This window comes from Streptomyces sp. RB17 (assembly GCF_009604455.1).
Taxonomy (GTDB): domain Bacteria; phylum Actinomycetota; class Actinomycetes; order Streptomycetales; family Streptomycetaceae; genus Streptomyces.
Map to the genome: position 1 here is coordinate 1,278,822 of NZ_WEGL01000001.1, position 26,319 is coordinate 1,305,140.

Below are 26,319 nucleotides of genomic sequence, written 5' to 3' on the forward strand. Positions count from 1 at the left end.
TTGAAGCCATGACGACGTACACGACAGCCACCGCGACCGACATCACCACCGCGATCACCGAGGCCGAGGCCGCCCGCACCCGACTGGACTTCGCGAAGTCCGCCCCGAAGGTCTTCCGCGCCGTCATCGGCTTCGACGCCGCCGCCCGCGCCGGACTGGACCCGGCGCTGGTGGAGCTGATCCAGATCCGCTCCTCCCTCCTCAACCACTGCGCCTACTGCCTGCACATGCACACCAACGACGCCCGCAAGGCCGGCGAGAGCGAGGACCGGCTGCACATGGTCGCCGTCTGGCGCGAGGCCCGGCACTTCTTCACCGCCAAGGAACAGGCGGCCCTCGCGCTCACCGAGGCCCTGACCCTCGTCGCCGACGCCGGCGTCCCCGACACCGTCTACGCCGAGGCCGCGGCCCACTTCGACGAGCAGGAACTGGCCCACGTCATCGCCATGATCTGCGCGATCAACACGTGGAACCGGGTGGCCCTGTCGACGGGCAAGGTGGCGGGGACGGACGAGAGGAAGAGCTGAACCGAGCACGGCCGGCGGCGGCCCCGATCACCTGATCCCGCCGGCAACTGTCGTCCCGCCGCAAGGTGATCAACCACGAGGGGGCGAGCGGGCGGCGCCGAACCGGCAGCACCACCCCGTCGGCCAGGACGACCAACGGCCACAAGAAACCGTCGGCCACACCTACACCCTCATCCCTACACCCTCATCGGCCGATCCCTCGGAGAGACCGGTGCCGGCAGCCGTGAACTCCCGGTCAGGTAACGGTCGACGGCCGCCGCCACCGCCCGCCCTTCCGCGATCGCCCAGACGATGAGCGACTGCCCGCGCGCCGCGTCCCCGGCGGCGAACACCCCGGGGACGTTGGTCGCGAAGCCGTCGTCCCGGGCGATCGTGCCGCGCGGTTCGAGCGTCAGCCCCAATTGCCCGATCAGCCCGTCCTCCTGGTCCGGCCCGGAGAACCCCAGGGCGAGCAGCACGAGATCGGCGGGAATCGTCCGCTCGGTGCCCGGCACCGGACGGCGCATCTCGTCGACCTCCACCAGGTGCAGCGACCGCACCCGCCCGTCGTCGCCCCCGGTGAAGCGGAGCGTGGACGCCGCGAACAGCCGTGCGTCCGCGTCCGCCGCCGGTGCCGTACGCAGGTCCCGGGCCTCCTCGTGCGCGGCCGACAGCCGGTAGATCTTCGGGTACGTCGGCCACGGCTCGGCGTACTCGTCACGCTCGGCGCCCGGCTGCGCGTAGATGTCCAGCTGGGTCACGGACGCGGCCCCCTCGCGCACCGCGGTCCCCAGACAGTCCGCCCCGGTGTCCCCGCCGCCGACGATCACCACATGCCTGCCGGCCGCGGACAGCGGTGAAACCCCCAGGTCTCCCTCACACACCCGGTTCGACAGCGGCAGATACTCCATCGCCTGGTGTATCCCGTTCAACTCCCGGCCGGGCACCGGAAGTTCCCGCCACGCCGTGGCCCCCGTGGCGATGACGACGGCGTCGTACCGTCCCCGCAGTTCCGCCGCCCCGACATCCCGCCCGACGGCCGTCGACGTACGGAACTTCGTCCCCTCGGCCCGCATCTGCTCGATCCGCCGTTCCAGATGCCGCTTCTCCATCTTGAACTCGGGGATCCCGTACCGCATCAGCCCGCCGATCCGGTCGTCCTTCTCATACACGGCGACCGTGTGCCCGGCTCGGGTCAGCTGCTGAGCCGCGGCGAGCCCGGTGGGCCCCGAGCCGATGACGGCGACGGTATTCCCGGACAGCCGCTCGGGCGGCCGCGCCTGGGTGAAACCTTCCTCCCAAGCTCGGTCGGCGATCGCGCACTCGACGTTCTTGATGGTGACGGCAGGCTGGTTGATCGCGAGCACACATCCCGCCTCACAGGGCGCCGGACACAACCTTCCGGTGAACTCGGGGAAGTTGTTCGTCGCGTGCAGCCGGTCGCTCGCCGCACGCCAGTCCTCCCGCGAGACAAGGTCGTTCCACTCCGGGATCAGATTGCCCAGCGGACAGGCGTCGTGGCAGAACGGGATGCCGCAGTCCATGCACCGGTCGGCCTGCTTGCTGATGATGGGCAGCAGCGCACCCGGGACGTACACCTCGTCCCAGTCCCGCACCCGCTCCTCGACGGGCCGCCGCGGCCACTCCTGGCGCGGCGTCGTCATGAACCCCTTGGGATCGGCCATGGTCGTCTTCCTCGCGTACGGATACCGCGCGGGTGTCGGATATACGACGGCCGTACGCCATCGGGCGGCATCCTGCAGCCTCTTTCGGCCCTTTTGGTCTCTTTCGGCCACGATACGTCGGCGCCGACCACAGCGCAGAGTGATGGACAGCGCTTTCTCGCCGGGCTCCTCAGCTGGGTATCAGGGGCGTCGGGGCTCTCCTTCCAGCGGGGCCTGAGGGGTTCCACGGGGGGCCTATGGGGTTCCACGGGGGCCTGGGGGGCTGGTCGGTGGGTGATCAAGGGGTGATCGGGGAGTGCTGAGGGGCGGATCATGGAGCTGTCGGGTCGGGGAGTGATCAAGGGGTGCGGAGGGACAGATCATGAAGCTGTCGGTCAGGGACTGATCAGGGAGCGGTCAGGGAGCTGTCAGGGGCCTGCCGCAGGTGGTCGGGGGACGGTCGGGCATGACCAGGCCAGGGGGATCGTCGCTTGTCAGGAGCCGGTCAGGCCATGTCCTGTACCGGGATCAGGCGAGCGCCAGTACGTAGACCAGGGCGGCCGCCGCGGAGGCCGCGGTGCGAATGTGGTTCCAGAACGTCCACTCGCGCACATACGCCGGCCAGTACATGGCGGCCTCCGGGGTCCCCGGGGCCAGCCCGGCCAGCCTCTCGTTGCGCGGAACATTGGCGACGACCGTCAGGCCGAACGACCCGCACAGGTACAGCGCGCTCCCCAGCAGCAGTTCGAGCTTCCCCTCGTCCGGCCACACCACGAACGTCACCACCGCGATCATCGCGCTCAGCACCGCCGAGCCGGCGAACACCGTCATGAAGGCCGGTCGTACCGCGGCGGCATTGATCGCGTTCATCGCCGCGACGCCCTGCGCCGACGGCAGCGCGGCGAGCCCCCGCATCACAAAGGTCGAGAACGCGCAGAAGACCCCGGCCATCAGCCCGATGCCGAGAATGCCCACCACGACCAGCACGAAGAACGGCCCACCGATCATCTCCCCGCCCCATCTCGTCTCGTTCCACCCGGTACGCGCCCGGCACCACCATCCCCCCGATGAATGCCCAGGAACAGGCCCTGACCATGGCCGAACGCCGCTACGACATACGCGAGCGTCTCCTCTCACCTCCCCTCTCTCCCTCCCTCCCCCTCCCCCTCTCCCGGTTCACCCTGCCTCCGCCTCCGCGTCCTGCCAGGCTCGCAGCACGCTCTCCACGGCCGGGGCGATCCGGCGCCGTGCCTCGTACCGCGACACCCCGCTCATCAGCAGCTGGTCGTACGGTGTGTCCACATGCCGTACGGCCGCCACGACCGCCGAGGCCACCGCTCCCTCCGACAGCGCCCGCCCGGACGCGCTGCGCCCGACCCGCCCACTGCCGCGCGCGGACGCGTGCGCTGCGATGGCCCGCGCGCGATCGGCAGGGCAGCCAGGAAAGAGCCGCAGGATCTCGGCCGCGAACGCCGCCGCGAACCGCTCGTCCTCCGCCGCCCGGCGCCGTGCGTCCCGCGCCCGCCGCCTGCGCCGCGCCTCCGCGTCCGCCAGGCAGCGGGCCTCCGCCCGGGCCAGCGCCGCCTCCTCCACGAGCACGCCCTGCCGCTCGTAACGGCTCTTGCGCCGGTTGAACCGCACCACGACGACCGACAGCCCGCTCTCCTCCCTCGACCTGCGGGTCAGCGCGGTGTCCCCACGCGGCAGGAACACCAGGTGCCCGAGGTCCGCGCAGTCCAGGCAGCGCGGTGCCCCGTCCTCCAGCACGAGCAGCGACAGCGGCCCGCGCCGGCACCTGGCGCACCGCTTGGGCTTCTGCGCCTGGATGACGACAAGCCGACCGGGGGAGTGGGGAGTTGAGGGAAGCGCCATACGCGGTACTTTCCCCGCCACCGCCCGCGCCTCCCACGCCATGCCGACTCCGTCTTCTCCTTTGCCTCTTCCTGGCTGTCCTCCTCCCGGCCCAGCGCGCAGCCGGCCCTGACAGGCGCCGTGACCTCGCTCTCCCTCAGCCGGGATCGTGATCGGCTTCCGTGCGCCGCCTGTCCCTTGGCCGGTCGCCGTCACGTCTGGCAGGTTGCCATCACCTCGCTCTTCGTCGGCCAGGATCGGTGCCCGGCTTCGGCGCCCCGTCCACCTCCTGGCAGGCGCTGTCACCTCGCTCTCCGCCGGCCGGAACCCCCACCCGGCGTCGGCCCTCGCCCGACACCTGGCAGCTGCCTTCACCTCACTCTCCGCCGGCCCGAATATCGCGCCCGTCCCGCAGCGCCCCGTCCATCCGCCGGCAGATGCCAGCACTCGCCCACCTGCGGCGGGGCCCGTGCCCAGCACGCGCTGTCACCTCACGTTCCGCCACCCGGCATCATGGCCGTGTGCGACTCGAAGCGATCACCTGGGACCGGCTCGCCGAATTGCTCGCCGATCGGCTGGCCGGGCTGGAGCCGGCCGATGGAAGCGCCTGGCCGCGTGTCGGTTTCGACGGGGCCCCGGCCGCTCGGCCCGGCGACCTCGCCGAACGCGTCGGGGAGGCGCTGCGGGTGCGCGGCCGGCCTTCGCTGGTGGTCGGTGCCGAGGGTTTCCTACGCCCCGCCTCGCTACGCCTGGAACACGGGCGGCGCGACGCGGAGTCGTACTACGGCGGTTGGTTCGACACCGGCGCCCTGTGGCGCGAGGTATTCGGCCCGCTCGACCCGGGCGGCAGCGGGCGTATCCTGCCCGACCTGTGGGATCCGGCCACCGACCGGGCCACCCGCAGCCCCTATGTCCATCTTCCGCCCGGCGGGGTCCTGTTGCTCCACGGCCCCCTCCTGCTGCGCCACTGGTTCCCCTTCGACCTGACCGTGCACCTCCTCCTGACTCCGGGTGCCCTGCGCCGCCGTACCCCCGAGACCGAGCACTGGACGCTCCCCGCCTTCGAGCGCTACGAATCCGAGACCGACCCCGCCGGCACGGCGGACGTGCTGGTACGCGCCGACGACCCGCGCCGTCCCGCCTGGAGCGGCTGATCCGAGCGGCCCGGCAGCGCGCCCTCGCGGCTCAGAGCCAGCCGTTGCGCCGGAAGCCCCGGTACAACACCAGACACGCCGCGGCCATCACGGCCATGACCAGCGGATAGCCGAACCGCCAGTGCAGCTCCGGCATGTGGTCGAAGTTCATGCCGTACACGCCGCACACCATCGTCGGCACGGCGATCACCGCGGCCCAGGCCGTGATCTTCCGCATGTCCTCGTTCTGTGCGACGGTGACCTGCGCGAGGTGGGCCTGCAGAATCGAGTTGAGCAGTTCGTCGAAGGCGGCGATCTGTTCCTTGGCCCGTATCAGGTGGTCGAGCACGTCCCGGAAGTAGGTCTGTATCTCCGGGGCGACGACCTTTATGGGCCGGGTGGCAAGGTCCTCCACCGGGCGGCCGAGCGGCATCACCGCCCGCTTCAGCTCCAGCAGCTCACGCTTCATCTGGTAGATGCGGCCGGGGTCGAGCCGTGCGCCGTTCTCCGAGAACACTGCCGTCTCAACCTGGTCGATGTCGGCCTGCACCGCATCTGTGACGTTCAGATAGTCGTCGACGACATGGTCGGCGATCGCGTGCAGCACCGCCGCCGGCCCCTTGGCGAGCTGATAAGGATGCGCCTCCAACTCCTCGCGCAGCGGGCCCAGCGAGCCGTGTCGGCCGTGTCGCACCGTGATGACGAAGTCCGCACCGACGAACACCATGATCTCGCCGGTGTTGACCACCTCGCTGGTCGCCGTCAGTTGCTCGTGCTCCACGTAGCAGACCGTCTTGAACACCGCGAAGAGCGTGTCGCCGTAGTGCTCCAGCTTCGGGCGCTGATGGGCCTCGACCGCGTCCTCCACCGCCAGGGGGTGCAGGTCGAAGAGTTCGGCGATGCCCGCGAACTCACGGTCCGTCGGCTCGTGCAGTCCGAGCCAGACGAACCCCTCGCCCGTCTTGCGCACCATCCGCACGGCATCCACCAGGTCCGTGCACTGCGGCACCCGCACGCCGTCCTGGTATGTCACACAGTTGACCACCGAGGAGCCCAGCGGTGACCGGGCGGGATGACTCAGGTCCACGCGCGGCCGCCGCCGGGCCAGCCGCGCCACCTTGCGCAGGCCGCCGACCCTGCCCAGCCCCGTGACCTTCCGCAGATTCCCCGCCATGGACATCTGGATCTCCTCGCTTGGATCTCCTCACGCAACGCTTTCGCGCCTTGCCCGGCAAGTCTGCCAGCCGAGAGCAAAACGCGGGTAAGCCTGTGGGAATGCGATGTTCCGCTTGGTTCCCGGCTGTGGACGGAGGATGGATGCCGGGGCGGCCCCGGCCCGGGCCGCCCGTGGCCGGAGCGTCGGCAGACCGGCCAGAGCCGGGTGACTGGGATGATCGTGACATGACCTCATCCGATGGATACCTCCTGGACAACCGGCAGAACGAGGCCGCTGAGCGCTTCGACGCCTTCACGGCCCTCTTCGATCCCACGACCTTCCGGCACATCGAGGCGGTCGGCATCGGGCCCGGCCGGCGCTGCTGGGAAGTCGGGGCCGGCGGCACTTCCGTGGTGTCCTGGCTCGCCGGGAAGGTGGGCTCCACCGGACAGGTCGTCGCCACCGACATCGACACCACGCGGCTTCCCGCCGCGGCCCGCCCGCCGGTGGAGGTCCGCGTCCACGACGTGGGTGCCGAGGAACCGCCGGGTGAGGGCTTCGACCTGGTCCACGCCCGGCTCGTCCTTGTCCATGTCCCGGACCGGGAAAGGGCGTTGCGGTCCATGATCCAGGCCCTGCGGCCCGGCGGGTGGCTGCTGATCGAGGACGCCGACCCCGCTCTCCAGCCTCTGACCTGCCCTGACGAGTACGGCCCCGAGCAGCGGCTCGCCAACCGCCTGCGCCAGGGCTTCCGCAAGCTGCTCGCCGAACGTGGCGCCGATCTGGCGTACGGCCGCAAGCTCCCGCGTCTGCTCCGCGAGGCCGGACTGAGCGGGGTGGAGGCCGATGCGTTCTTCCCGGTGACGTCACCTGCCTGCACCGCTCTCGAGGCCGCGACGGTCCGTCAGATCCGGGACCGGCTGGTCAGCGCGGGCCTCGCAACCGACGAGGACATCGACCAGCACCTGGCCAACGTGGAGGCAGGCGGCATGGACCTGGCCACCGCGCCGATGATCTCGGCGTGGGGGCGGAAGGACTAGCGGCGAGGAAGGCCTGGAGCCCGCGCCTCTGTTCGGCGTGGACCCCCGCGCCCCGCCACGGTGTTCGCGGTGCGGGCCGGGCCTTCTGCGCCGCTGTCCACGTGGTGCCGGCCGGCGGTCAGCCGTCGCGCTCGGGACGTGGTGGTCTGGCGCCCACCCGTTCGACCGCCTCCGCACCTGCCCGGCAGCCGCGTGCCGCTGCCTCTTCCGCGTCCGCGCCCGCGAGCAGGGCGGCGAGGAACGCGCCGGTGAAGGCGTCACCGGCGCCCGTGGTGTCCCGGGGGACCGCCGGCACGGCCGGGACCCTGGCCGGTGCGCCGCCGGAACGGGCCACCAGCGCACCGTCCGCTCCCGCCTTGGCGACCACCAGCGGGACGAGACGGCTCAACTTGGCCGCCGCGTCCACCGGATCCGGCAGTCCCGTCAGCAGACATGCCTCGTCCCGGCTGGGCAGCAGCACGTCCAGCTCCTCCGCGAAGGCCAGGAAACGGTCCAGCCCCAGCCGTACCAGGAAGCCGGCCGACGCCGGATCGAGGCTGACCGGCACGCCACGCGTGTGTGCCGCCGCGAGCGCCGTCCGTGCGAGCTCCCGGCTCGGCTCCGTGAACAGCAGATAGCCCGACAGGTGCAGTCGGCCGACGCCGTCGAGCAAGGCGTCCCTCCAGTCGGCGGGTTCGAGCCGCAAAGACGCCCCGCTGTCCGTGAGGAACGTACGCTCCGCCGCCGCACCCGCATCGACGAGGCAGATCACCGTCCCGGTCGCCGCCGTCGGATCGACCACCAGCCGGGGCCGCACTCCGGCCGCGACCAGCTCACGCTCGTGCCACGCGGCCGCGTCCTCCCCCACCCGCCCGAGCAGCCGTACGTCCGCGCAGCCCGTGTGCGCGGCCCAGCAGGCCACGTTCGCGCCCGCGCCGCCCGGCAGTGTGCGGATCTCCGCGGCGGTGTCCGTGCCGGCCGCGAGCGGCCTCCGGTGCCGGGCGACCACATCCGTGACCACGTCACCGACGACCAGCAGGGCCCCGTCCCGGCCCGCGGTCACCTCCTGGACCATGCCGTGGCGATCCTGGCCGCCAGCCGTACGTTGCCGCGCACGGCCGCCAGATTGGCGCTCAGCGAGGCCCCGGCGGTGTGCCGGACCAGGTAGTCCAGCAGGAACGGGGTCACCGCCTGACCGGAGATGCCCTGGTCCGCGCAGGCGCGCAGGCCGTCGGCCAGCACGCGCGCGTGGAGCTCGGGGTCGAGCTGCTCCGCCTCGGGGACGGGCTGGGCGACGATCAGGGCCGACGGCGGCGCGTCGAGCGCGTCCTGAGCCCGCATGACGTCCGCGACCTGTTCCGGGGTGTCCAGTCTCCAGTCGACCGGATGCCCCGAGTCGGACAGATAGAAGCCGGGGAACCGGTCGGTGCCGTACCCGGCGACGGCCACCCCCAGCGTCTCCAGGCGCTGCAGGGTCGCCGGCACGTCCAGGATCGACTTCACGCCGGCGCAGACCACCGTGATCCGGGTGCGGGCCAGCAGCCCCAGGTCGGCCGACTCGTCCTGGGTCACCGCCCACTCCCGGTGCACACCGCCCAGCCCGCCGGTGGCGAACACCCGCAGGCCCGCGAGCGCGGCCAGCTGCGCCGTCGCCGACACCGTGGTCGCCCCGCTCGCACCGCTCGCCACCGCGAGTGGCAGGTCGCGGTGGCCGAGCTTGCGGATGCCGTCCTCGTTGGCGACCCGCTCCAGCTGCTCCTTGTCCAGGCCGACACGGGGACGACCGTCGAGCACGGCGACGGTCGCCGGTACGGCGCCCTCCCGGCGCACCGCGTCCTCCAGCTCCAGCGCCACCTGCAGGTTGCGCGGGCGGGGCAGACCGTGCGCGATGATCGTGGACTCCAGGGCCACCACGGGCCGTCGTGCGTCGATCGCTTCCCGGACCTCTTCCGACACCATCAGCACCACGCGCACGCCTCCTGTCCGTCGGCCTTTCCTCATCTCTGGCGTGCACCGACCGCCGTTAAACGCTTACGGCCTGTTGCCCTTGCGGACTGCCGGCGACGCCACCAGCCTGGGGCGCATGACCAGGAACAGCACGCGTCTCGACCATGTCGTCCTGTGGGTGGCCGATCCCGTGGCCGCGGTCGGCTTCTATCAGAAGGCCGTCGGTCTGGAGCCGATCAGGGTCGCCGAGTTCACCGAGGGAAAGGTGGCTTTCCCCTCCGTGCGCGTCAACGAGGAGACCATCCTCGACCTCGCCCCGCTCACCATGGCGGCACGCATGCAGATGCTGCCCGGCGCGGCCGAGAGCGCCGGCCAGCCCGTCAACCACATCTGCCTGTCCCTGCCCGCCGACGCCTTCGACGCCCTCCGCGCCCGCCTGCAGGAACACGGTGTCGCCATGTCGGGCATCGACCACGACCTCTCCGGCGCCCGCGGCAACGCCACGCGCAGCTTCTACTTCCGCGACCCCGACGGCAACGTCTTCGAAGCCCGGCACTACGACGAGTAGCCGGGGCCGCGCAGAGACGGGCAGCCGGGACTGGGCAGGGACGAGCAGCCGGCCGGTCAGAACAGCGGCTCGGGCAGCACACCCTCCAGGGCGAGCAGTTTCCTCTTGGTCTCCAGCCCGCCCCCGAAGCCGCCGATCCCGCCGTCGCTCTCCACCACCCGGTGGCACGGAACGACCACCGGCAGCGGATTGGCACCCATCGCCGCGCCGACCGCCTGCGCCCCGCCGGGCTGCCCGACCCGCCCGGCGAGATCGCCGTACCCCACCACCGTGCCGTACGGCACACCGGTCGCCAGCTCGCGCAGCACCTGCCGGTTGAAGCCGGAGATCAACGACCAGTCCAGTGGCAGATCGAAGTCGTGCCGCTCGCCCGCGAAGTAGGCCCTCAGCTGGCGTATGGCCTCCGTCAGCAGCGGCGAGCCGGGATCCTCCACAGGAGCGGCGCCCAGCCGGGCCGCCAGCCGCTCCAGGGCGCGGTCACGCACCGTGTCCGTCGCGTGGAAGACGACGTTGACCAGGCCGTCACGGCTGGCCGCCAGCATCAGCGGTCCGACGTCCGTGCCCACCACGGCCCACTCGACCCGCTGCTCATCCTGCCCATGGCTGTCCATGCGCCCACGGTACGGCCCGCCACTGACAATGCCCGGCGCGCTCAGTCCGAGCCGAGCGCCGCCCGTACCACGTCGGGCTTGTTGGTGATGATCCCGTCGACGTCGTAGCCCGCGACCTTGCACGCGGTGGCCGCGTCGTTCACCGTCCAGGCGAACACCCTGAGCGGCCTGCCGTGCGGCCCGTCGAAGGAGTGCACGGTCGCGACGTACCCCTTGGAGAGCGAGCCGTACGAGGGGTTGACGAGATCGGTGAAACGCGCGTACTCGTGCAGCTGTGCCACGGTGGGCGAGCCGAGATAGCCGGTGGTGACCGCGGGCTTCAGCTCGTGCACGGTCCGGATGCTGTCGCCGCTGAAGCTCTGCACGATCAGCCGGTCCAGGTGCTTGTGGTCCAGCCAGCCCTCGTTCCCGAGGAGCTTCAGGGTCTGCTGCTCGATGCCGGGATACAGCTCGGGGTTCTTGATCTCCAGGAGCAGCTTCTCGTGGTTGTGCTCGATCCGGCGCATGTACTGCTTCAGTGTCGGCACACGCGTGCCCGCGTATGCGGGGGAGTACCAGCTTCCCGCGTCCAGCCGGGCGATCTCGGCTGCGGTGAAGTCCTTGACCTTCCACGGAGCCCGGCCGGGGAAGACCTTCTCGACGTTCGTGGTGCGCTGCAGGCTGTCGTCGTGGATCACGACCAGCTCGCCGTCCTTGGTGCGCTGGACGTCGTTCTCCATCCAGGAGAAGCCCAGCTGCGCCGCCTTGTCGATCGAGGCCAGCGTGTTCTCGGGAGCGTAGGCGGAGGCACCACGGTGGGCGATCACCGTGGGCTCGCCGGCATCGCCGGCCCGGGCATCGGAGCCGGGGCTCAGCAGGGCCGCCGTTCCCAGGATTGCGGCAACCGTGGCGGCGACTACGCGCGCGTGCATGCAGACTCCTCGCGTCGATCGAACACGGACAGCAACAAGACTGACAGCAGAAAGTCAACGGCACCCGGCGCACGACGGCCACAGACCGAATGGATATGTGCCGAGTCCGCTCACCGGTGCCGCACAACTGCGGCAAGGCCGTGTTTCTTTGCCGGAAAATCGTTCGACCATTCCGGTGGGGGTCATACTCTCTGCGACAACCCTGACCGCCCTGGCGGTCCTGGGCCGGGGGATTTTCAAGGATTCCGGGACGCAAGAGGGCGGAAGGGCAGCCGCGGATGCAAGGCACGGTCGACGGATTCAGCTACGGGGCCGTCACCCCGTTGGTGGCCTATCTGATGGCCTGCCTCGGCGGCGCCCTCGGCCTGCGCTGCACCACCAGGTCCCTGCTGGTCACACACTCCCGGCGGCCCGCCTGGCTGGCCCTCGGCTCGGCCGCGATCGGTTCCGGCATCTGGACCATGCACTTCGTCGCCATGATGGGCTTCGCCATCGAGGAGACGCCGATCCACTACGACACGCCGATCACCTACGCGAGCCTCGGCCTCGCCGTCGTCATGGTCGGTGTCGGGATCTTCATCGTCGGCTACCGGGGCGCCACCGGCACCGCGCTCTTCACCGGCGGCACGATCACCGGTCTGGGCGTCGCCTCGATGCACTACCTCGGCATGGCCGGCGTGCACTTCCACGGGCGGTTCACCTACAACACCTACACCGTCGCCGCCTCCGTCGTCATAGCGGTCGTGGCCGCCACCGCCGCGCTGTGGGCCGCCGGACAGGTCCGGGGCTTCACGTGGAGCGTGGGTGCGAGCCTCGTCATGGGGCTCGCGGTCAGCGGCATGCACTACACGGGCATGGCCGCCCTCGGTGTCCACCTCGACGGCGCCTCCCACACCGGCGGCGGCGCGCCGGAGCCCTCCGTGCTCGCGCCGATGCTGATCGGCCCGCTCGCCTTCCTGCTCCTCGCGGGCGTCGTGGTGGTCTTCGACCCGATGATGATCACGGGTCGGCCCGTCCCCAGGCCCGTCGAGCACAAACCGGGCGTCCCGGCCTCCGCCGTCCCCTCCCACCAGTACCGGCGTCCCGCCCTCCACGAGGAGCACCGGACCGAGCACCACGTCTCCCGGACCCCGCAGAACCGCTGATCCGGACCCGTTGTCAGTGCGGGGTCGTACGGTGGATGACATGCGGCCCGTTTCCCAGATCGAACGCACGGTGGCGCCCTTCGAGGTCGTCAGCCCCTACCAGCCCAGCGGCGACCAGCCGACGGCCATCGCCGACCTCGCCAAGCGCATCGAGGCCGGCGAGAAGGACGTCGTCCTGCTGGGCGCGACCGGCACCGGCAAGTCCGCCACCACGGCGTGGATGATCGAGAAGCTCCAGCGCCCCACGCTCGTGATGGCGCCGAACAAGACGTTGGCCGCCCAGCTGGCCAACGAGTTCCGCGAGCTGTTGCCGAACAACGCGGTCGAGTACTTCGTCTCGTACTACGACTACTACCAGCCCGAGGCCTACGTCCCCCAGTCGGACACCTACATCGAGAAGGACTCCTCGATCAACGAGGAGGTCGAGCGGCTGCGCCACTCGGCGACGAACTCGCTGCTCACCCGCCGCGACGTCATCGTGGTCGCCTCGGTGTCCTGCATCTACGGCCTCGGTACTCCGCAGGAGTACGTGGACCGGATGGTGCCCCTCAGGGTCGGCGACGAGATCGACCGGGACGAGCTGCTGCGCCGTTTCGTCGACATCCAGTACACGCGCAACGACATGGCCTTCAGCCGCGGCACCTTCCGCGTCCGCGGCGACACCATCGAGATCTTCCCGGTGTACGAGGAGCTGGCCGTCCGCATCGAGATGTTCGGCGACGAGATCGAGGCGTTGTCCACGCTGCACCCGCTCACCGGCGAGATCATCAGCGACGACCAGCAGCTGTACGTCTTCCCGGCCTCCCACTACGTCGCCGGCCCCGAGCGCATGGAGCGGGCTGTCAACGACATCGAGAAGGAGCTGGGGGAGCGCCTGGCCGAGCTGGAGAAGCAGGGCAAGCTCCTGGAGGCCCAGCGGCTGCGGATGCGCACCACGTACGACCTCGAGATGCTCCGCCAGATCGGCACCTGCTCCGGCGTGGAGAACTACTCGATGCACTTCGACGGCCGCTCGCCCGGCTCCCCGCCCAACACCCTGCTGGACTACTTCCCGGACGACTTCCTGCTCGTCATCGACGAGTCGCACGTCACCGTCCCGCAGATCGGCGCGATGTACGAGGGCGACGCCTCCCGCAAGCGCACCCTCGTGGAGCACGGCTTCCGCCTGCCCTCCGCACTGGACAACCGCCCCCTGAAGTGGGAGGAGTTCCAGGAGCGCATCGACCAGACCGTCTACCTGTCGGCCACCCCGGGCACCTACGAGCTGTCGCGCTCCGACGGCGTCGTCGAGCAGATCATTCGCCCGACCGGTCTGGTCGACCCGGAGGTCGTGGTCAAGCCCACCGAGGGCCAGATCGACGACCTGGTGCACGAGATCCGCAAGCGCACCGAGAAGGACGAGCGCGTCCTCGTCACCACGCTCACCAAGAAGATGGCCGAGGACCTCACCGACTACTTCCTGGAGCTCGGCATTCAGGTGCGCTATCTGCACAGCGACGTCGACACCCTGCGCCGCGTCGAGCTGCTGCGGGAACTGCGCTCCGGTGAGTACGACGTCCTGGTCGGCATCAACCTCCTGCGGGAAGGTCTCGACCTGCCCGAGGTGTCCCTGGTAGCGATCCTCGACGCCGACAAGGAAGGCTTCCTGCGCTCGGGCACCTCGCTGATCCAGACCATCGGCCGCGCGGCGCGCAATGTCTCCGGTCAGGTCCACATGTACGCCGACAAGATCACCCCGGCGATGGAGAAGGCCATCGAGGAGACCAACCGCCGCCGGGAGAAGCAGGTCGCCTACAACAAGGCCAACGGCATCGACCCGCAGCCGCTGCGCAAGAAGATCAACGACATCGTCGCGCAGATCGCCCGTGAGGAGGTCGACACCGAGCAGCTGCTCGGCACCGGCTACCGCAAGTCCAAGGACGGCAAGGGCGCCAAGGCGCCCGTCCCGGCGCTGGGCGACAAGGCGGCCAAGGCCGCGAAGGCCGGCAAGGCCGCCAAGGGCAAGGCGGCGGTCACGGTTCCCACGGACCGCCCGGCGGCCGAACTCGCCGAGCAGATCGAGGAGATGACCGAGCGGATGCGTGCGGCCGCCGCGGAGCTGCAGTTCGAGATCGCGGCCCGGCTGCGTGACGAGGTCTCGGAGATGAAGAAGGAACTGCGCCAGATGCGCGAGGCCGGCCTCGCCTGACCCCGCGCCACCCGGCCGGACCTCGGCAGATGCGCCAAGTGTTGCAACACCGACACAAAGCGCGGGCCGGGGTTCGGCGCTGTCGGTGCCCCTGCGTAGGGTTCTTGGCAACCGCGCACTGCGCGGCAACAGGGGACCTTCGAGAGGGGATTCAGCGGTGTCCGTCAACTTGAGCAAGGGTCAGGCCATCAGCCTGGAGAAGAAGGACGGGGGCACCCTGACCGCGGTCCGCATGGGGCTCGGCTGGCAGGCGGCGAAGCGCCGGGGTCTGTTCGGCTCCCGCACGCGCGAGATCGACCTGGACGCGTCGGCCGTCCTCTTCGCCGAGTCCCAGCCGGTCGATGTCGTCTTCTTCCGCCACCTGGTGAGCGACGACGGTTCCGTCCGCCACACCGGTGACAACCTCGTCGGCGGCGTCGGACAGGGCGGTGACGACGAGGCGATCCTCGTGGACCTGCAGCGGGTTCCGGTCCACATCGACCAGATCGTCTTCACCGTGAACTCCTTCACGGGCCAGACCTTCCAGGAGGTGCAGAACGCGTTCTGCCGTCTCGTGGACGAGACCAACGGCCAGGAACTTGCCCGCTACACGCTGGACGGCGGCGGCGACTACACCGCCCAGATCATGGCGAAGGTGCACCGCGCGGGCCCGGGCTGGACGTTGACCGCCCTGGGCGCCCCGGCCTACGGCCGTACGTTCCAGGATCTGATGCCGGCGATCCAGCAGCACCTGTAGGACGGCCCGCTCGACCGGCGGGGCGCACGACAGAACGACAACGACACAGGGGGCGACGGCGATGACGGCCGAGCTGGTGCGGGGGCAGAACCACCCGCTGTCTCAGGTCCGGCTGGTGATCCGGATCTCGGCCGGGGTGCCGGTCCTGGCAGGAGCCACGCTGGGCGACGAGAACGGCACGGTCCAGGGCCCCCAGCGGGTGGCCCACCCCGGCGTCCCCGTCCTGCCCGGTGTCGAGGTGTCCCGGCAGGCCGCCACCGGACATCGGCTCGCCGTCGATCTGGGCGCCCTGCCCGAGGCCGTCCACCGCGTCGACGTGTTCCTCGCCCTGCCCAACGGCGCCGGGGCACCGCTCCGGTTCGGTGCCCTCGCCGCCCCGCACACGACGGTCGAGGACCCCGACGGCACCGAACTCGCCTGCTACACCCTCACCGGCCTGGACGGCGAGACGGCCGTGCTCGCCCTGGAGCTGTACCGCAGACAGGGCACGTGGAAAGTGCGAGCGGTGGGCCAGGGCTACGCGGCCGGCCTCACCGCGCTGCTCACCGACCAGGGCCTGCGCGAGGCCACCGACGTCGCGGCCGCCGCCCATGCGGCGGCGGTCCCCGGCCAGGCGGCCGCCCACGGCCCGTTCCGCACGCTGTCGGCACCGACCTCGGCACCGTCAGCGCACGAGCCATCGGCTCCCGCGCCGCAGGACGCCTCCACGGCCCTGCCGCACGACGCGTCCGCCTCCCCCGCGCGCGTCACGCCGGCACTCGGGCCGTACGACACCGGCGCACCGGAGCCCCGGACCACCACCGCGTCCGGGACGCCCGGGCCCACGCCCTCCCTCGCACCGCAGCAGCCGGAGCCGGCACCGCCGTACGACGCGCGGAACCCGTACGACACCCCGGCCTCCGGCACCGCCCCGCGAGACCCCGGCGCCCGAGTCGACTACACGCACCCCGGGCGTCGCCCGCACGGCACGCCGCCCCCGGTGGCTCCGGCCGTCGATGACCGGCCCGCGCAGCCCGTCGCGGGCGACGCTGCGGGCTGGTCGATGGAGGAGCGGCTGTACAACCAGGTCTGGGGCATGTTCGAGGACCTGGCCCGCACGGCCGCCGCGTACCGCAGCGCCGTCGATTTCGCCGACTCCCGCCTGGAGAAGGAGCTCGACCAGGCCCTCACGGACCCCCGCGGCAGGCTCGGCACCGCGGGCGATGCCGCGCGCGAGGCGGCGCAGGCCCGTCGTACGCAGTTGGTGGACCAGGCGCGCGCGGTCCTCGACCGTGACCTCGCCCAGCTCACCGCCGAGTCCGAGGTGGTCGAGCCCGCGCTTCCGCCCGCCTACGCCCGCTGGGACAACCCCGTCTGGCACGGATACCGCGTGCCCGCCGAGCCGCCGATGGCCCTGCGCCTCGGCGACCTCCATCTGCCGGAGAGTGTGCCGCTGCGCATTCCTTTGCTGGTCAGGCTGCCGCTGGAACGCGGCCTGTGGCTCGACAGCGGCCCGGCGGCGGCATCCGGCGGTCTCCCGGACTCCGCCGAGCTGCGCCACCTGGCCATGGAGGCGGCGGTGGCGCTGACGGCGCGGCTGCTCGCCGTGCATCCGGCTGGGGACTTCGCCGTGCAGGTCATCGACCCGGCCGGCACCGGGTCCGCGGCGTTCGCCCCGCTCACCCGGACCGGCGTGCTCGCCGCGCCTCCCGCGACCGGCGCGGCCGGGGTGACGGAGATGCTGGAGCGGCTCACCCGGCGGGTCGACCTGGTGCAGATGGCGGTGCGCGGGGGCGCGCCCGAATCGCTGCCGGCCGATGTCGACACCGCGCGTCAGCTGCTGATCGTCAACGACTTCCCGCACGGTTTCGACGACCGGGCCGTGACCCGGCTGCGCTACCTCGCCGACGAGGGGCCCGACGTCGGTGTCCACCTCCTGCTGGTGGCGGACCGAGAGGACGCCGCCGGCTACGGCCCCCTGCTCGATCCGCTGTGGCGTTCGCTGATGCGACTCACGCCTGTGCCCGACGATCACTTCGCCGATCCCTGGGTGGGGCACGCCTGGACGTACGAACCGTCGCTGGTGCCGCCCGGGAGCCAGATCGTGCACCGGGTGCTCACCGAGGTGGCCAGGGACTTGACCAAGCCCAGGTAAAGGGGTGCTGACCGGCAGTTTCGGTCTTTATTTTACTTTTCGCTTTACCTTTCCTTGGTGATTGGGTACTGTCTTTCGTACGGAGGGGAGTACTCCCTGACTGCGGCGCACCCGTCAGTACGGACCGGTTCCGGTCCCGGGGCGTCGGCCCGAAGCGGGTGGAAGAGACCTCCGGCAGCGACGACGCTGACGTGTTTGCCGTTACGTAATGCCGGAGGTGCAGTGGAAGTCTCCGTGACCCTGTGGGTCCTGACCATCGTGGGCCTGGCCGCCCTGATCGCGGTCGATTTCTTCATCGGGCGCAGGCCCCATGAGGTGTCGATCAAGGAAGCCGGAATCTGGACCGTCGTCTGGATCGCCCTGGCCGGGCTGTTCGGCCTCGGTCTCCTCGTCTTCGGTGGTGGACAGCCGGCCGGCGAGTTCTTCGCGGGATTCATCACCGAGAAGTCCCTGAGCGTCGACAACCTCTTCGTCTTCGTCCTGATCATGGCGAAGTTCGCGGTGCCCGCGCAGTACCAGCAGCGCGTCCTGCTCGTCGGCGTGCTCATAGCGCTGGTCCTGCGGGCCGTCTTCATCGCCGCCGGAGCCGTGATCATCGCCGGCTTCTCCTGGGTCTTCTTCCTCTTCGGTGCCTTCCTGATCTGGACCGCCTGGAAGCTCGTCCAGGAGGCCCGCGCGGACCAAGAGGAAGAGGAGTACGAGGAGAACAAACTGCTGAAGGCCGCCGAGCGCAAGTTCGGAGTGGCCGAGCGGTACCACGGCACCAGGCTGTGGATACGGCAGAACGGCAAGCGGGTCATGACCCCGATGCTGGTCGTGATGCTCGCCATCGGGACCACGGACGTCCTGTTCGCCCTGGACTCCATACCCGCGATCTTCGGCCTGACCCAGGACCCGTACATCGTCTTCACCGCCAACGCCTTCGCCCTCATGGGTCTGCGACAGCTGTACTTCCTCATCGGCGGCCTGCTGAAGAAGCTGGTCCACCTCTCGTACGGCCTGTCCGTCATCCTCGGCTTCATCGGCGTCAAGCTGGTGCTGCACGCCCTGCACGAGTCCGGCGTCCATGTCCCCGAGATCAGCATCCCGGTCTCGCTCGGCGTGATCTGCGCGGTCCTGGTCGTCACCACCGTCACCAGCCTGATGGCCACCAGCAAGCAGGACGCCGTCGAGGCGGCGCACACCGGTGGCGAGGCCGCCCCGAAGGACAGCGTCGACGCCTGACCAAGCCTGAGGCCCCACAACGGAAGGACAACAAGTATCGGAAAAGAATGGAATGTGAGCCCTGTACGTCTCTGCGACCATCGCCGCATGATCACTCGGCTCCGGGCGCTCACCCGTCAATGGACGATCCTCGTGCCCGTCTTCGCGGTCGTCCTCCTCGGCTTCACCTGGGGCCGCAATCTGCCGGGCGCGGTCGTCGCCCTGGTGACCCTGGTGCTCGCCGCCTCCGTCCTGGCGGCCGTCCACCACGCCGAGGTCATCGCCCACCGAGTCGGCGAGCCCTTCGGCTCCCTGGTGCTCGCCGTCGCCGTCACGATCATCGAGGTGGCCCTGATCGTCACCCTGATGGCGGACGGCGGCGACAAGAGTTCCACTCTGGCCAGGGACACCGTCTTCGCCGCCGTGATGATCACCTGTAACGGCGTCGTCGGGCTCTGTCTGCTCGTCGCCTCGCTGCGGCACGGCACCGCCGTCTTCAACCCCGAGGGCACCGGCGCCGCCCTGGCGACCGTCGCGACACTCGCCACGCTCAGCCTGGTGCTGCCGACCTTCACCACCAGCAAGCCCGGACCCGAGTTCTCGTCGGTGCAGCTGACCTTCGCCGCGTTGTCCTCGCTGATCCTTTACGGACTGTTCGTGGCCACCCAGACCGTACGCCACCGCGACTACTTCCTGCCGATCACCCGGCAGGGCGAGGTCATCACCGGCGGCGACCACGCCCAGCCCCCGTCCGCGCGGACCGCCTGGCTCAGCCTCAGCCTGCTCGGCCTGGCTCTGATCGGCGTGGTCGGCCTGGCCAAGGGCGTGTCGCCCACCATCGAGTCGGGTGTGGAGGCGGCCGGACTGCACCACGCCGTCGTCGGTGTGATCATCGCTCTGCTCGTGCTGTTGCCGGAGACGATCGCCGCGCTGCGCGCCGCGCGCCGTGACCGGGTGCAGACCAGCCTCAATCTCGCACTCGGCTCGGCCATGGCCAGCATCGGCCTGACCATCCCGGCCGTCGCGCTCGCCTCCATCTGGCTGTCCGGACCGCTCCTCCTCGGCCTCGGCCCGACACACATGCTGCTGCTCGCGCTGACCATCGTGGTCAGTTCCCTGACCGTGGTGCCGGGACGGGCCACGCCGCTGCAGGGCGGTGTCCACCTGGTGCTCTTCGCGGCCTACCTGGAGTTGGCCATCAACCCGTAGCGCGCCCGGCCCCGTCACCGTGCGGGAGGCCCGCAGCCCGTCGCCGGCGTCCCGGGTCCCGGCCGGTCAGCCCGTCGCCGGCTCCACCGCCGGCGCGGGTACCGGCCGCGTCTCCGGAAGCAGAGCGAAGCACACCAGGCTGATCAGCCCGATGCCCGTCAGATACACGCCCACGGCCCAGGGCACACGGCCGCTCTGTCCCGCGAGCGCCGTGGCCACGAGCGGGGTGAGCGCGCCGCCGAGGACCCCGCCGAGGTTGTAGCCCACCGCCGCGCCCGTGCAGCGGACCCGCGCCTCGTACAGTTCCGGCAGGTAGGCGGCGATGACCGCGAACATGGTGACGAAGGCGATCAGCGCGCCCAGGATGCCCAGGAACATCAACAGCGGCTGGCCGGTGGCCAGCAGAGCCACCATCGGGAGCATCCACACGACGCAGGCCGCGCACCCCGTCAGACACATCGGCCGCCGCCCATAGCGGTCGCCGAGCAGCGCCACCAAGGGTGTGAGGGCCCCTTTCACGACCACCGCCGCCATGACACAGGTCAGCATCACCGTCCGGCTCACCCCGAGCCGCTCCGTCGCATACGCCAGCGACCAGGTCGTCACGGCGTAGAACACCGCGTACCCGATGGCCAGCGCGCCGGCCGTCAGCAGCACCAGCCGCCCGTGATGCCGTACGACCTCGACGAACGGCACGCGCGCGTGGTCGTCGATTTCCAGGAAGCGGGGGCTCTCGGCGAGCGACGAGCGCAGCCACAGCCCGGCGAGCGCCGGCGCACCGGCGACCCAGAACGGCACGCGCCATCCCCATTGCGCGAACTCCGCATCGGACAGCGCCGCCGACAGTGCGAGCATCACCCCGTTCGCGAGCACGAAGCCGACCGCGGGCCCCACTTGAGGGAAGCTCGACCACAGGGCGCGGCGCGCGGCCGGCGCGTGCTCGGCGGTCAGCAGCACCGCTCCGCCCCACTCCCCGCCGAGCCCCAGACCCTGCAGGAAGCGCAGCACGAGCAGCAACAGGGGCGCGGCGACGCCGATCGTCCCGTACGACGGCACACAGCCCACCGCGACGGTCGAGGCGCCCGTGAGCAGCAGTGAGGCGACCAGCACGGGCCGCCGTCCGTGCCGGTCGCCGAAATGCCCGAACACCACCGAGCCCAGCGGCCGGGCCACGAACCCCACCCCGAAGGTCCCGAACGCCGCCAGCGTCCCCGCGACCGGCGAGAACGTCGGGAAGAACAGCGGACCCAGGACCAGGGCCGCCGCGGTCCCGTAGACGAAGAAGTCATAGAACTCGATCGCGGTCCCCGCCAGGGACGCGGCGGCGAGTCTCGGCATCGAAGGGGCACTTACGGCACGTACAGGCTGCATGCCGCGTCAACCACCCACCGTGATCGACAGTTACGGGGCGCGCGGAGGCGATCGAGCGACCATGGCGTGCGCCGAGGCACCCGGCGCACGTGGCCCGCCCTGTGCTCGGGCCACCGTGATAGACCAGGTGCGAGCGGCGGTCGTCGACGTACCGCCCCGAACGGACCGGAGGAAACGTGCCCCGCACCCTGGCCAACGCCCCGATCATGATCCTCAACGGGCCCAACCTGAACCTGCTCGGCCAGCGCCAGCCCGAGATCTACGGCAGGGACACCCTGGCCGACATCGAGGCGCTGTGCGCCAAGGCGGCGGCCGTGCACGGCGGCACGGTGGACCTCCGGCAGTCCAACCATGAGGGTCAGTTGGTCGACTGGATCCACGAGGCGCGCCTGAACCACTGCGGGATCGTCATCAACCCCGGCGCCTACTCCCACACGTCGGTCGCGATTCTGGACGCACTCAACACCTGCGACGGCATGCCCGTGCTGGAGGTGCACATCTCCAACATCCACCAGCGTGAATCGTTCCGGCACCACTCGTACGTCTCGTTGCGCGCCGACGGCGTGATCGCCGGATGCGGAGTGCAGGGTTACGTGTTCGGCGTGGAGCGCGTGGCCGCCCTTGTGGGCGCGGCCCAGGCCGACGCGTAGCTACAGACGGCCCGCCTCCACGATGCGCCGCAGGAAGCGCCGCGTGCGCTCCTGCTGCGGATCGCCGAAGACCTGCTCGGCGGTGCCGCGTTCCAGCACGACGCCACCGTCCAGAAAGCAAACCTGGTCGGCGACGTCCCGCGCAAAGCCCATCTCGTGCGTCGCCAGCACCATGGTCATGCCGTCGTCCTTCAGGTCCCGGACCACCTCCAGCACCTCACCCACGAGTTCGGGATCGAGCGCCGCCGTGATCTCGTCCAGCAGCAACAGCCGGGGCCGTACGGCGAGCGCCCGCACGATCGCCACACGCTGCTGCTGACCGCCGCTGAGCCGGTCGGGGTAGGCATCCGCCTTGGCGGCGAGTCCCAGGCGCTCCAGCAGCCCCCTGGCCCGTCCCTCGGCCTCGTCGCGGGGGACGCCGTGCACCCGGCGCGGCGCCAGCGTGATGTTGTCCAGCACGGTCATGTGCGGGAACAGGTTGTACGCCTGGAAGACCACGCCGATCCGGCGCCGCACCGCGTCCTGGTCGACGCGGGGATCGGTGATCTCCTCGCCGTCCAGCCAGATCGCGCCGTCGTCGATCTCCTCCAGGAGGTTGGCGCAGCGCAGCAGCGTGGACTTGCCAGAACCGGAGGCGCCGATCAGCGCGGTCACCGTGTGCGGGGAGACCTCCAGACCGACGTCCCGCAGCACGACGGAGCCGCCGAAGGTCTTGCGGACGGACTCCATGCGCAGCACGGGCGCGACTGCGTCGCTCATAGCGATCCTCCCTGGGCCCGCTGCCGGTCCATCCGGGCCGTCACCCAGTCCGTGAAGCGGGTCATCGGAATGGTCAGCGCCACGAACACCAGCCCCGCGACGATGTACGGCGTGTAGTTGAGGCTGCGCTGGGCGATGATGTCGGCCGCCCGTACGGCGTCGACCGCGCCGCCGATCGACACGAGCCCGGTGTCCTTCTGGAGGGACACGAGGTCGTTCAGCAGGGGCGGAACCTGACGGCGTACGGCCTGGGGGAGCACCACGTGGCGCAGCGCCTGACGGTTGGTCAGGCCCAGCGAGCGTGCCGCGGCGCGCTGTGAGGGGTGCACGGACTCGATGCCGGCGCGGAACACCTCGGCGACGTAGGCGGAGTAGGTCAGCGTCAGCGCCGTACCCCCGAGCAGCACGGGATCGACGGTCACGCCCTGGAGGCGCAGCGCGGGCACCCCGAAGACCACGATCATCAGGTTGATGATCAGCGGCAGACCACGGAAGAAGTCCGTGTACGCGGCCGCCAGCACCCGCAGAGGGAAGAACACAGGCCCGGGCAGGGTGCGCGCGATGGCGATCAGCATGCCCAGGACGAGCACCAGCACGCCGCAGATCAGCAGCAGCCGGACGTTGAGCCACAGCCCTTCGAGGACCTTGGGGAACGCCTCGCGCGCGTACTGCCCGTCGAAGAAGGTCTCCTTGGTGCGCGGCCAGCCGGGCGCGTTGACGACGACCAGGTAGAGGACGACGCCGGTGACCAGGGTCGAGAGGGCGGCGATCGCCGTCGCGCGACGGGCACGCGCGCGCTTGTACCGCTCGCGCTCCAGGCGCCGCTCGGACGGGACGTACCCGTCGCGCATGTCGTCCTTGCCGGAGTCCTCCCCGGACTCCTCCTTCGTGACCGTCACTTGAGCACCGGAGCGTCGACGGCGTCGGACAGCCACTGCTGCTCCAGCTTCGCCAGCGTGCCGTCCTTGCGCAGGGCGTCCACCGCCGACGACACGCACGACGTGAGGCCGCTGCCCTTGTCGAGGACGAGCCCGAACTGCTCGGGCGTGCCGCCCTGGTTCTCGAACTGGCCGACGATCCTGGCGTTGGTGACCTGGGCCGAGGTGACGTAGAAGGCGGTCGGCAGATCGGCGACGATCGCGTCCACCTGTCCGTTCCTGAGCGCGGAGATGGCCTGGTCGTTCTTGGAGTACGCGGCCGCCTCCTGCGACGGCTTCACCACGTCGCTGATGTAGTCGAGGCTCGTGGTGCCCACCTGGGCGCCCAGCTTGAGGCCCTTCAGGTCCGCGATGCTCGTCGCCTTGGCGGCCTTGCTGCCCTTCAGCGCGATGACGGCCTGGCGCACGTCGTAGTAGCCGGGGGAGAAGTCGACGGCCTTCTTGCGCTCGGCGCTGATCGAGACCTGGTTGATGTCGAAGTCGAAGGTCTTCTCACCGGGCGCGAACGCCTTGTTGAACGGCACGCTCTGCCAGACGACCGCGCTCTTGCCGTAACCCAGTTGCCGGGCCACGGCGTAGGCGACCGCCGACTCGAAGCCCTCGCCGTTGGCGGGCTTGTCGTCCTTGAACCAGGGCTCGTACGCCGGTTCGTCCGTCGCGATCGTCAGCTTTCCGGACGTCCTGGTGGCCAACTTGCCCTTGGCGCAGCTCTTCGCGGCCGAGCCGGAGGGGGAGGCCGCCGCCTTCTCCTCCGGCTGCGGAGCACAGCCGACGGCGGTGGCGAGCAGGGCTACGGTGGCGGCAGCTGCCGCACGGCGCAGGACGCGAGGGGCTGTGTACATGGCGGGAGATTGGCAGCGAACCCTGCGTTTGTCCAGGTCACGACGGTAACTGTCCGCATACTGGGAACGGGTGTTGCGGTCGTGTGAACACCACCCTCATGGCGCGGGTCGTTGGCCTGGGCCGCCGGCCGAGGGCGGGGTTGGAGACCGGCGGCCCTGCCGCAGAGGAGCCGTCATCCTCTGCGGGGTTGCCACCAGTTGACCGCGTGACGGGGCGCGCGGGGAGCGGGTACGCGCCCCCGGCGTGTGTGAATCGTTCACACGGGGCGCGCGGAGGGAAACGTGCCCGGTGCTCAGAAGGAACGCGCCCGGCGCGCAGGACGGCAACGCGCTCTGCACTCTGGAGGGGGGCAGCGCCCGGCGCTCACCACCCGCGCGCGTGCCACTCCGGCAGATGCGGCCGCTCCGCGCCCAGCGTCGTGTCGTTGCCGTGCCCGGGATACACCCAGGTCTCGTCGGGCAGCACGTCGAAGATCTTCGTCTCCACGTCGTGGATCAGGCTGGCGAAGGCCTTCGGATCCTTGCGCGTGTTGCCCACGCCTCCCGGGAAGAGACAGTCGCCGGTGAAGACGTGCGGGTGGCCGTGCGGGTCGTCGTAGACCAGCGCGATGGAGCCCGGAGTGTGCCCGACGAGGTGCCGTGCGGTGAGCTCCACCTGTCCCACCCTGATGACGTCGCCGTCGTCCACGAGGACATCGGTGGGCACGGGAATGCCGGGTGCGTCCTCGCGGCCGGCGTGCGTACGCGCGCCCGTGGCCGCGACGACATCGGCGAGCGCCTGCCAGTGGTCGCCGTGCTGATGCGTGGTGACGACGGACGCGATGCCGTCGTCACCGATCATGCCGAGAAGCGCGTCCGCCTCGTTGGCGGCGTCGATCAGAAGCTGCTCGTCGGTGGCCCGGCAGCGCAGCAGATAGGCGTTGTTGTCCATCGGGCCGACCGCGATCTTCGTGATCATCAGGTCCTTCAGCTCGTGCACATCCGCCGGTCCGCCGACCCTGACCTCTCCGGTGTACGTCATGGTCATCAGCCTATAGCGGGGCAGGGCCCGCGGACCGGAGCGGACCTACAACGGAGGCAGCTTCGGCAGCGCGCCGTTCGTGGTCAGGCCGGAGCCGTCGCGCCGCCCTGCGAGCCAGCCCAGCAGATCGGCGGCCGTGCCCCGGACCGCGACCGGTGCGCCTTCCGCGCCGCCGCCGGTGGTCCAGGTGCGGCCATTGCCCGCGCTCAGGCCGGTCGAGGGTACGTCCTTGTGCCCGGCGAAGCGCTCCGCCAGGAAATCGATCTCCCGGTCCGTGAACTCGTCTGGAAGATCCTCCAGCTCGTATCCGATGCCGAGATCCACATGGTGCAGCTCGACCTCGGCCCACCGCCGGAACGGCATCCGCGACGCCGAGTCCGTGACCCCGTTGCGCAGCTCCACCGTGCGCGACCAGTCCGCCGGCGCGTCCCCCGCCGCCTGGAAGCGGGCAGCGGTCTCGCGCAGGTCGGTGAGCTGGGTGTCGAGCGGGCGCGGGGCGTCCCGCTCGATGTCGGCGTCCCGCGCCTCGGCGCTCGCGTACATGGGGCGGCCCTCGAGAACGTTCACGAGCGCGTCCGCGTTGCGGGCGAGGTGGGCGAGGATGTGCCCACGGGTCCAGCCGGGCAGCCGTGACGGCTCGGCGAGCGACGCGTTGTCCAGTTTGGCGACCGCGGTGAGGAGCCGTTCGGTCGCGTCACGTACACATGCCAGGTCATGAGCGTGATCAATCATGAGCCTGACATTAGCCCGGCCACAC

General features: G+C 70.7%; 25 protein-coding genes. 11 read left to right on the forward strand and 14 right to left on the reverse strand.

The window, feature by feature from the left end; all coding sequences use genetic code 11:
• Positions 1–8 precede the first annotated feature (8 nt).
• On the forward strand, positions 9–527 hold the full coding sequence (locus SRB17_RS05870) for a carboxymuconolactone decarboxylase family protein (RefSeq protein WP_153535079.1): 519 nt from the start codon (positions 9–11) through the stop codon (positions 525–527).
• Positions 528–703: 176 nt separating this feature from the next.
• Here the strand turns inward: SRB17_RS05870 and SRB17_RS05875 are convergent, their stop codons facing one another.
• The 3 genes from SRB17_RS05875 to SRB17_RS05885 all read right to left on the reverse strand — a co-directional run bounded on the left by SRB17_RS05875 (position 704) and on the right by SRB17_RS05885 (position 4,042).
• Positions 704–2,191, reverse strand: coding sequence for a glutamate synthase subunit beta (locus SRB17_RS05875; protein ID WP_153535081.1), 1,488 nt, complete (start codon positions 2,189–2,191; stop codon positions 704–706).
• Between the two features lie 507 nt (positions 2,192–2,698).
• Positions 2,699–3,178, reverse strand: coding sequence for a DUF1772 domain-containing protein (locus tag SRB17_RS05880; protein WP_153535083.1), 480 nt, complete (start codon positions 3,176–3,178; stop codon positions 2,699–2,701).
• Between the two features lie 168 nt (positions 3,179–3,346).
• Positions 3,347–4,042: a DUF2293 domain-containing protein gene (locus SRB17_RS05885; RefSeq protein ID WP_153535085.1), complete on the reverse strand. Its 696-nt coding sequence runs from the start codon at positions 4,040–4,042 to the stop codon at positions 3,347–3,349.
• 500 nt (positions 4,043–4,542) lie between these two features.
• Between SRB17_RS05885 and SRB17_RS05890 the strand changes: the two genes are divergently transcribed.
• Positions 4,543–5,175, forward strand: a complete 633-nt coding sequence (locus SRB17_RS05890; protein ID WP_323375051.1) for a uridine kinase — start codon at positions 4,543–4,545, stop codon at positions 5,173–5,175.
• 31 nt (positions 5,176–5,206) lie between these two features.
• Here SRB17_RS05890 and corA read toward each other — a convergent pair whose 3' ends face one another.
• A complete protein-coding gene (corA, locus tag SRB17_RS05895; protein ID WP_153535087.1) occupies positions 5,207–6,334 on the reverse strand; it encodes a magnesium/cobalt transporter CorA in 1,128 nt (375 codons plus the stop codon).
• Between the two features lie 221 nt (positions 6,335–6,555).
• Between corA and SRB17_RS05900 the strand changes: the two genes are divergently transcribed.
• Entirely contained in the window at positions 6,556–7,350 is a 795-nt protein-coding gene (locus SRB17_RS05900; protein WP_153535089.1) for a methyltransferase domain-containing protein, read from the forward strand.
• 118 nt (positions 7,351–7,468) lie between these two features.
• Here SRB17_RS05900 and SRB17_RS05905 read toward each other — a convergent pair whose 3' ends face one another.
• Both SRB17_RS05905 and SRB17_RS05910 read right to left on the reverse strand, forming a co-directional pair.
• Positions 7,469–8,404, reverse strand: coding sequence for a carbohydrate kinase family protein (locus tag SRB17_RS05905; protein ID WP_153535091.1), 936 nt, complete (start codon positions 8,402–8,404; stop codon positions 7,469–7,471).
• Positions 8,389–9,297, reverse strand: a complete 909-nt coding sequence (locus SRB17_RS05910; RefSeq protein WP_323375117.1) for a pseudouridine-5'-phosphate glycosidase — start codon at positions 9,295–9,297, stop codon at positions 8,389–8,391. The genes SRB17_RS05905 and SRB17_RS05910 overlap by 16 nt, the downstream gene beginning before the upstream one ends.
• Before the next feature lie 115 nt (positions 9,298–9,412).
• Between SRB17_RS05910 and SRB17_RS05915 the strand changes: the two genes are divergently transcribed.
• The gene (locus SRB17_RS05915; protein ID WP_153535095.1) at positions 9,413–9,844 is read left to right on the forward strand and encodes a VOC family protein; all 432 of its coding nucleotides are present in this window, start codon (positions 9,413–9,415) and stop codon (positions 9,842–9,844) included.
• A 56-nt stretch (positions 9,845–9,900) separates the two neighbouring features.
• Here the strand turns inward: SRB17_RS05915 and SRB17_RS05920 are convergent, their stop codons facing one another.
• Together SRB17_RS05920 and SRB17_RS05925 are read right to left on the reverse strand one after the other, a co-directional pair.
• Positions 9,901–10,455 (reverse strand): methylated-DNA--[protein]-cysteine S-methyltransferase, encoded by a 555-nt coding sequence (locus tag SRB17_RS05920; protein ID WP_153535097.1) that lies wholly within the window; start codon positions 10,453–10,455, stop codon positions 9,901–9,903.
• Between the two features lie 41 nt (positions 10,456–10,496).
• The gene (locus tag SRB17_RS05925; protein WP_153535099.1) at positions 10,497–11,366 is read right to left on the reverse strand and encodes a glycerophosphodiester phosphodiesterase; all 870 of its coding nucleotides are present in this window, start codon (positions 11,364–11,366) and stop codon (positions 10,497–10,499) included.
• A 278-nt stretch (positions 11,367–11,644) separates the two neighbouring features.
• Here SRB17_RS05925 and SRB17_RS05930 point away from each other — a divergent pair, with 278 nt between their 5' ends.
• From SRB17_RS05930 to SRB17_RS05955, 6 genes are all read left to right on the forward strand, one after another.
• A complete protein-coding gene (locus SRB17_RS05930; protein ID WP_153535101.1) occupies positions 11,645–12,511 on the forward strand; it encodes an MHYT domain-containing protein in 867 nt (288 codons plus the stop codon).
• 40 nt (positions 12,512–12,551) lie between these two features.
• Complete coding sequence (uvrB, locus tag SRB17_RS05935) at positions 12,552–14,699, forward strand: excinuclease ABC subunit UvrB (protein WP_153535103.1); 2,148 nt, start codon at positions 12,552–12,554, stop codon at positions 14,697–14,699.
• A gap of 157 nt (positions 14,700–14,856) precedes the next feature.
• Positions 14,857–15,435 (forward strand): TerD family protein, encoded by a 579-nt coding sequence (locus tag SRB17_RS05940; protein WP_323375052.1) that lies wholly within the window; start codon positions 14,857–14,859, stop codon positions 15,433–15,435.
• Between the two features lie 61 nt (positions 15,436–15,496).
• Positions 15,497–17,569, forward strand: a complete 2,073-nt coding sequence (locus SRB17_RS05945) for a TerD family protein (RefSeq protein WP_153535105.1) — start codon at positions 15,497–15,499, stop codon at positions 17,567–17,569.
• A gap of 222 nt (positions 17,570–17,791) precedes the next feature.
• Positions 17,792–18,793 carry a TerC family protein gene (locus SRB17_RS05950; protein WP_323375053.1) on the forward strand — a complete coding sequence of 334 codons (1,002 nt, stop codon included), beginning with the start codon at positions 17,792–17,794 and terminating at the stop codon, positions 18,791–18,793.
• Between the two features lie 87 nt (positions 18,794–18,880).
• Entirely contained in the window at positions 18,881–19,981 is a 1,101-nt protein-coding gene (locus SRB17_RS05955; RefSeq protein ID WP_153535109.1) for a calcium:proton antiporter, read from the forward strand.
• 66 nt (positions 19,982–20,047) lie between these two features.
• Here the strand turns inward: SRB17_RS05955 and SRB17_RS05960 are convergent, their stop codons facing one another.
• Entirely contained in the window at positions 20,048–21,319 is a 1,272-nt protein-coding gene (locus tag SRB17_RS05960) for an MFS transporter (protein ID WP_153535111.1), read from the reverse strand.
• 209 nt (positions 21,320–21,528) lie between these two features.
• Between SRB17_RS05960 and aroQ the strand changes: the two genes are divergently transcribed.
• The gene (aroQ, locus tag SRB17_RS05965; RefSeq protein WP_323375054.1) at positions 21,529–22,002 is read left to right on the forward strand and encodes a type II 3-dehydroquinate dehydratase; all 474 of its coding nucleotides are present in this window, start codon (positions 21,529–21,531) and stop codon (positions 22,000–22,002) included.
• Here the strand turns inward: aroQ and SRB17_RS05970 are convergent, their stop codons facing one another.
• The 5 genes from SRB17_RS05970 to SRB17_RS05990 all read right to left on the reverse strand — a co-directional run bounded on the left by SRB17_RS05970 (position 22,003) and on the right by SRB17_RS05990 (position 26,294).
• Positions 22,003–22,761 carry an amino acid ABC transporter ATP-binding protein gene (locus SRB17_RS05970; RefSeq protein WP_153535113.1) on the reverse strand — a complete coding sequence of 253 codons (759 nt, stop codon included), beginning with the start codon at positions 22,759–22,761 and terminating at the stop codon, positions 22,003–22,005.
• Entirely contained in the window at positions 22,758–23,660 is a 903-nt protein-coding gene (locus tag SRB17_RS05975; protein ID WP_323375055.1) for an amino acid ABC transporter permease, read from the reverse strand. The genes SRB17_RS05970 and SRB17_RS05975 overlap by 4 nt, the downstream gene beginning before the upstream one ends.
• Positions 23,657–24,541, reverse strand: a complete 885-nt coding sequence (locus SRB17_RS05980) for an ABC transporter substrate-binding protein (protein WP_153535115.1) — start codon at positions 24,539–24,541, stop codon at positions 23,657–23,659. Before SRB17_RS05980 ends, SRB17_RS05975 begins: the two co-directional genes overlap by 4 nt.
• Before the next feature lie 364 nt (positions 24,542–24,905).
• Entirely contained in the window at positions 24,906–25,562 is a 657-nt protein-coding gene (locus SRB17_RS05985; RefSeq protein WP_153535117.1) for an MBL fold metallo-hydrolase, read from the reverse strand.
• 45 nt (positions 25,563–25,607) lie between these two features.
• Positions 25,608–26,294, reverse strand: coding sequence for a maleylpyruvate isomerase family mycothiol-dependent enzyme (locus SRB17_RS05990; RefSeq protein ID WP_153535119.1), 687 nt, complete (start codon positions 26,292–26,294; stop codon positions 25,608–25,610).
• Between the last annotated feature and the right edge of the window lie 25 nt (positions 26,295–26,319).

Coding starts and splice junctions, on each gene's coding strand:
- SRB17_RS05870 (WP_153535079.1), top strand. CDS start 9: ATGACGACGTACACGACAGCCACCGCGACCGACATCACCACCGCGATC.
- SRB17_RS05875 (WP_153535081.1), bottom strand. CDS start 2,191: ATGGCCGATCCCAAGGGGTTCATGACGACGCCGCGCCAGGAGTGGCCG.
- SRB17_RS05880 (WP_153535083.1), bottom strand. CDS start 3,178: ATGATCGGTGGGCCGTTCTTCGTGCTGGTCGTGGTGGGCATTCTCGGC.
- SRB17_RS05885 (WP_153535085.1), bottom strand. CDS start 4,042: ATGGCGCTTCCCTCAACTCCCCACTCCCCCGGTCGGCTTGTCGTCATC.
- corA (WP_153535087.1), bottom strand. CDS start 6,334: ATGTCCATGGCGGGGAATCTGCGGAAGGTCACGGGGCTGGGCAGGGTC.
- SRB17_RS05900 (WP_153535089.1), top strand. CDS start 6,556: ATGACCTCATCCGATGGATACCTCCTGGACAACCGGCAGAACGAGGCC.
- SRB17_RS05905 (WP_153535091.1), bottom strand. CDS start 8,404: ATGGTCCAGGAGGTGACCGCGGGCCGGGACGGGGCCCTGCTGGTCGTC.
- SRB17_RS05915 (WP_153535095.1), top strand. CDS start 9,413: ATGACCAGGAACAGCACGCGTCTCGACCATGTCGTCCTGTGGGTGGCC.
- SRB17_RS05920 (WP_153535097.1), bottom strand. CDS start 10,455: ATGGACAGCCATGGGCAGGATGAGCAGCGGGTCGAGTGGGCCGTGGTG.
- SRB17_RS05925 (WP_153535099.1), bottom strand. CDS start 11,366: ATGCACGCGCGCGTAGTCGCCGCCACGGTTGCCGCAATCCTGGGAACG.
- SRB17_RS05930 (WP_153535101.1), top strand. CDS start 11,645: ATGCAAGGCACGGTCGACGGATTCAGCTACGGGGCCGTCACCCCGTTG.
- uvrB (WP_153535103.1), top strand. CDS start 12,552: ATGCGGCCCGTTTCCCAGATCGAACGCACGGTGGCGCCCTTCGAGGTC.
- SRB17_RS05945 (WP_153535105.1), top strand. CDS start 15,497: ATGACGGCCGAGCTGGTGCGGGGGCAGAACCACCCGCTGTCTCAGGTC.
- SRB17_RS05955 (WP_153535109.1), top strand. CDS start 18,881: ATGATCACTCGGCTCCGGGCGCTCACCCGTCAATGGACGATCCTCGTG.
- SRB17_RS05960 (WP_153535111.1), bottom strand. CDS start 21,319: ATGCCGAGACTCGCCGCCGCGTCCCTGGCGGGGACCGCGATCGAGTTC.
- SRB17_RS05970 (WP_153535113.1), bottom strand. CDS start 22,761: ATGAGCGACGCAGTCGCGCCCGTGCTGCGCATGGAGTCCGTCCGCAAG.
- SRB17_RS05980 (WP_153535115.1), bottom strand. CDS start 24,541: ATGTACACAGCCCCTCGCGTCCTGCGCCGTGCGGCAGCTGCCGCCACC.
- SRB17_RS05985 (WP_153535117.1), bottom strand. CDS start 25,562: ATGACGTACACCGGAGAGGTCAGGGTCGGCGGACCGGCGGATGTGCAC.
- SRB17_RS05990 (WP_153535119.1), bottom strand. CDS start 26,294: ATGATTGATCACGCTCATGACCTGGCATGTGTACGTGACGCGACCGAA.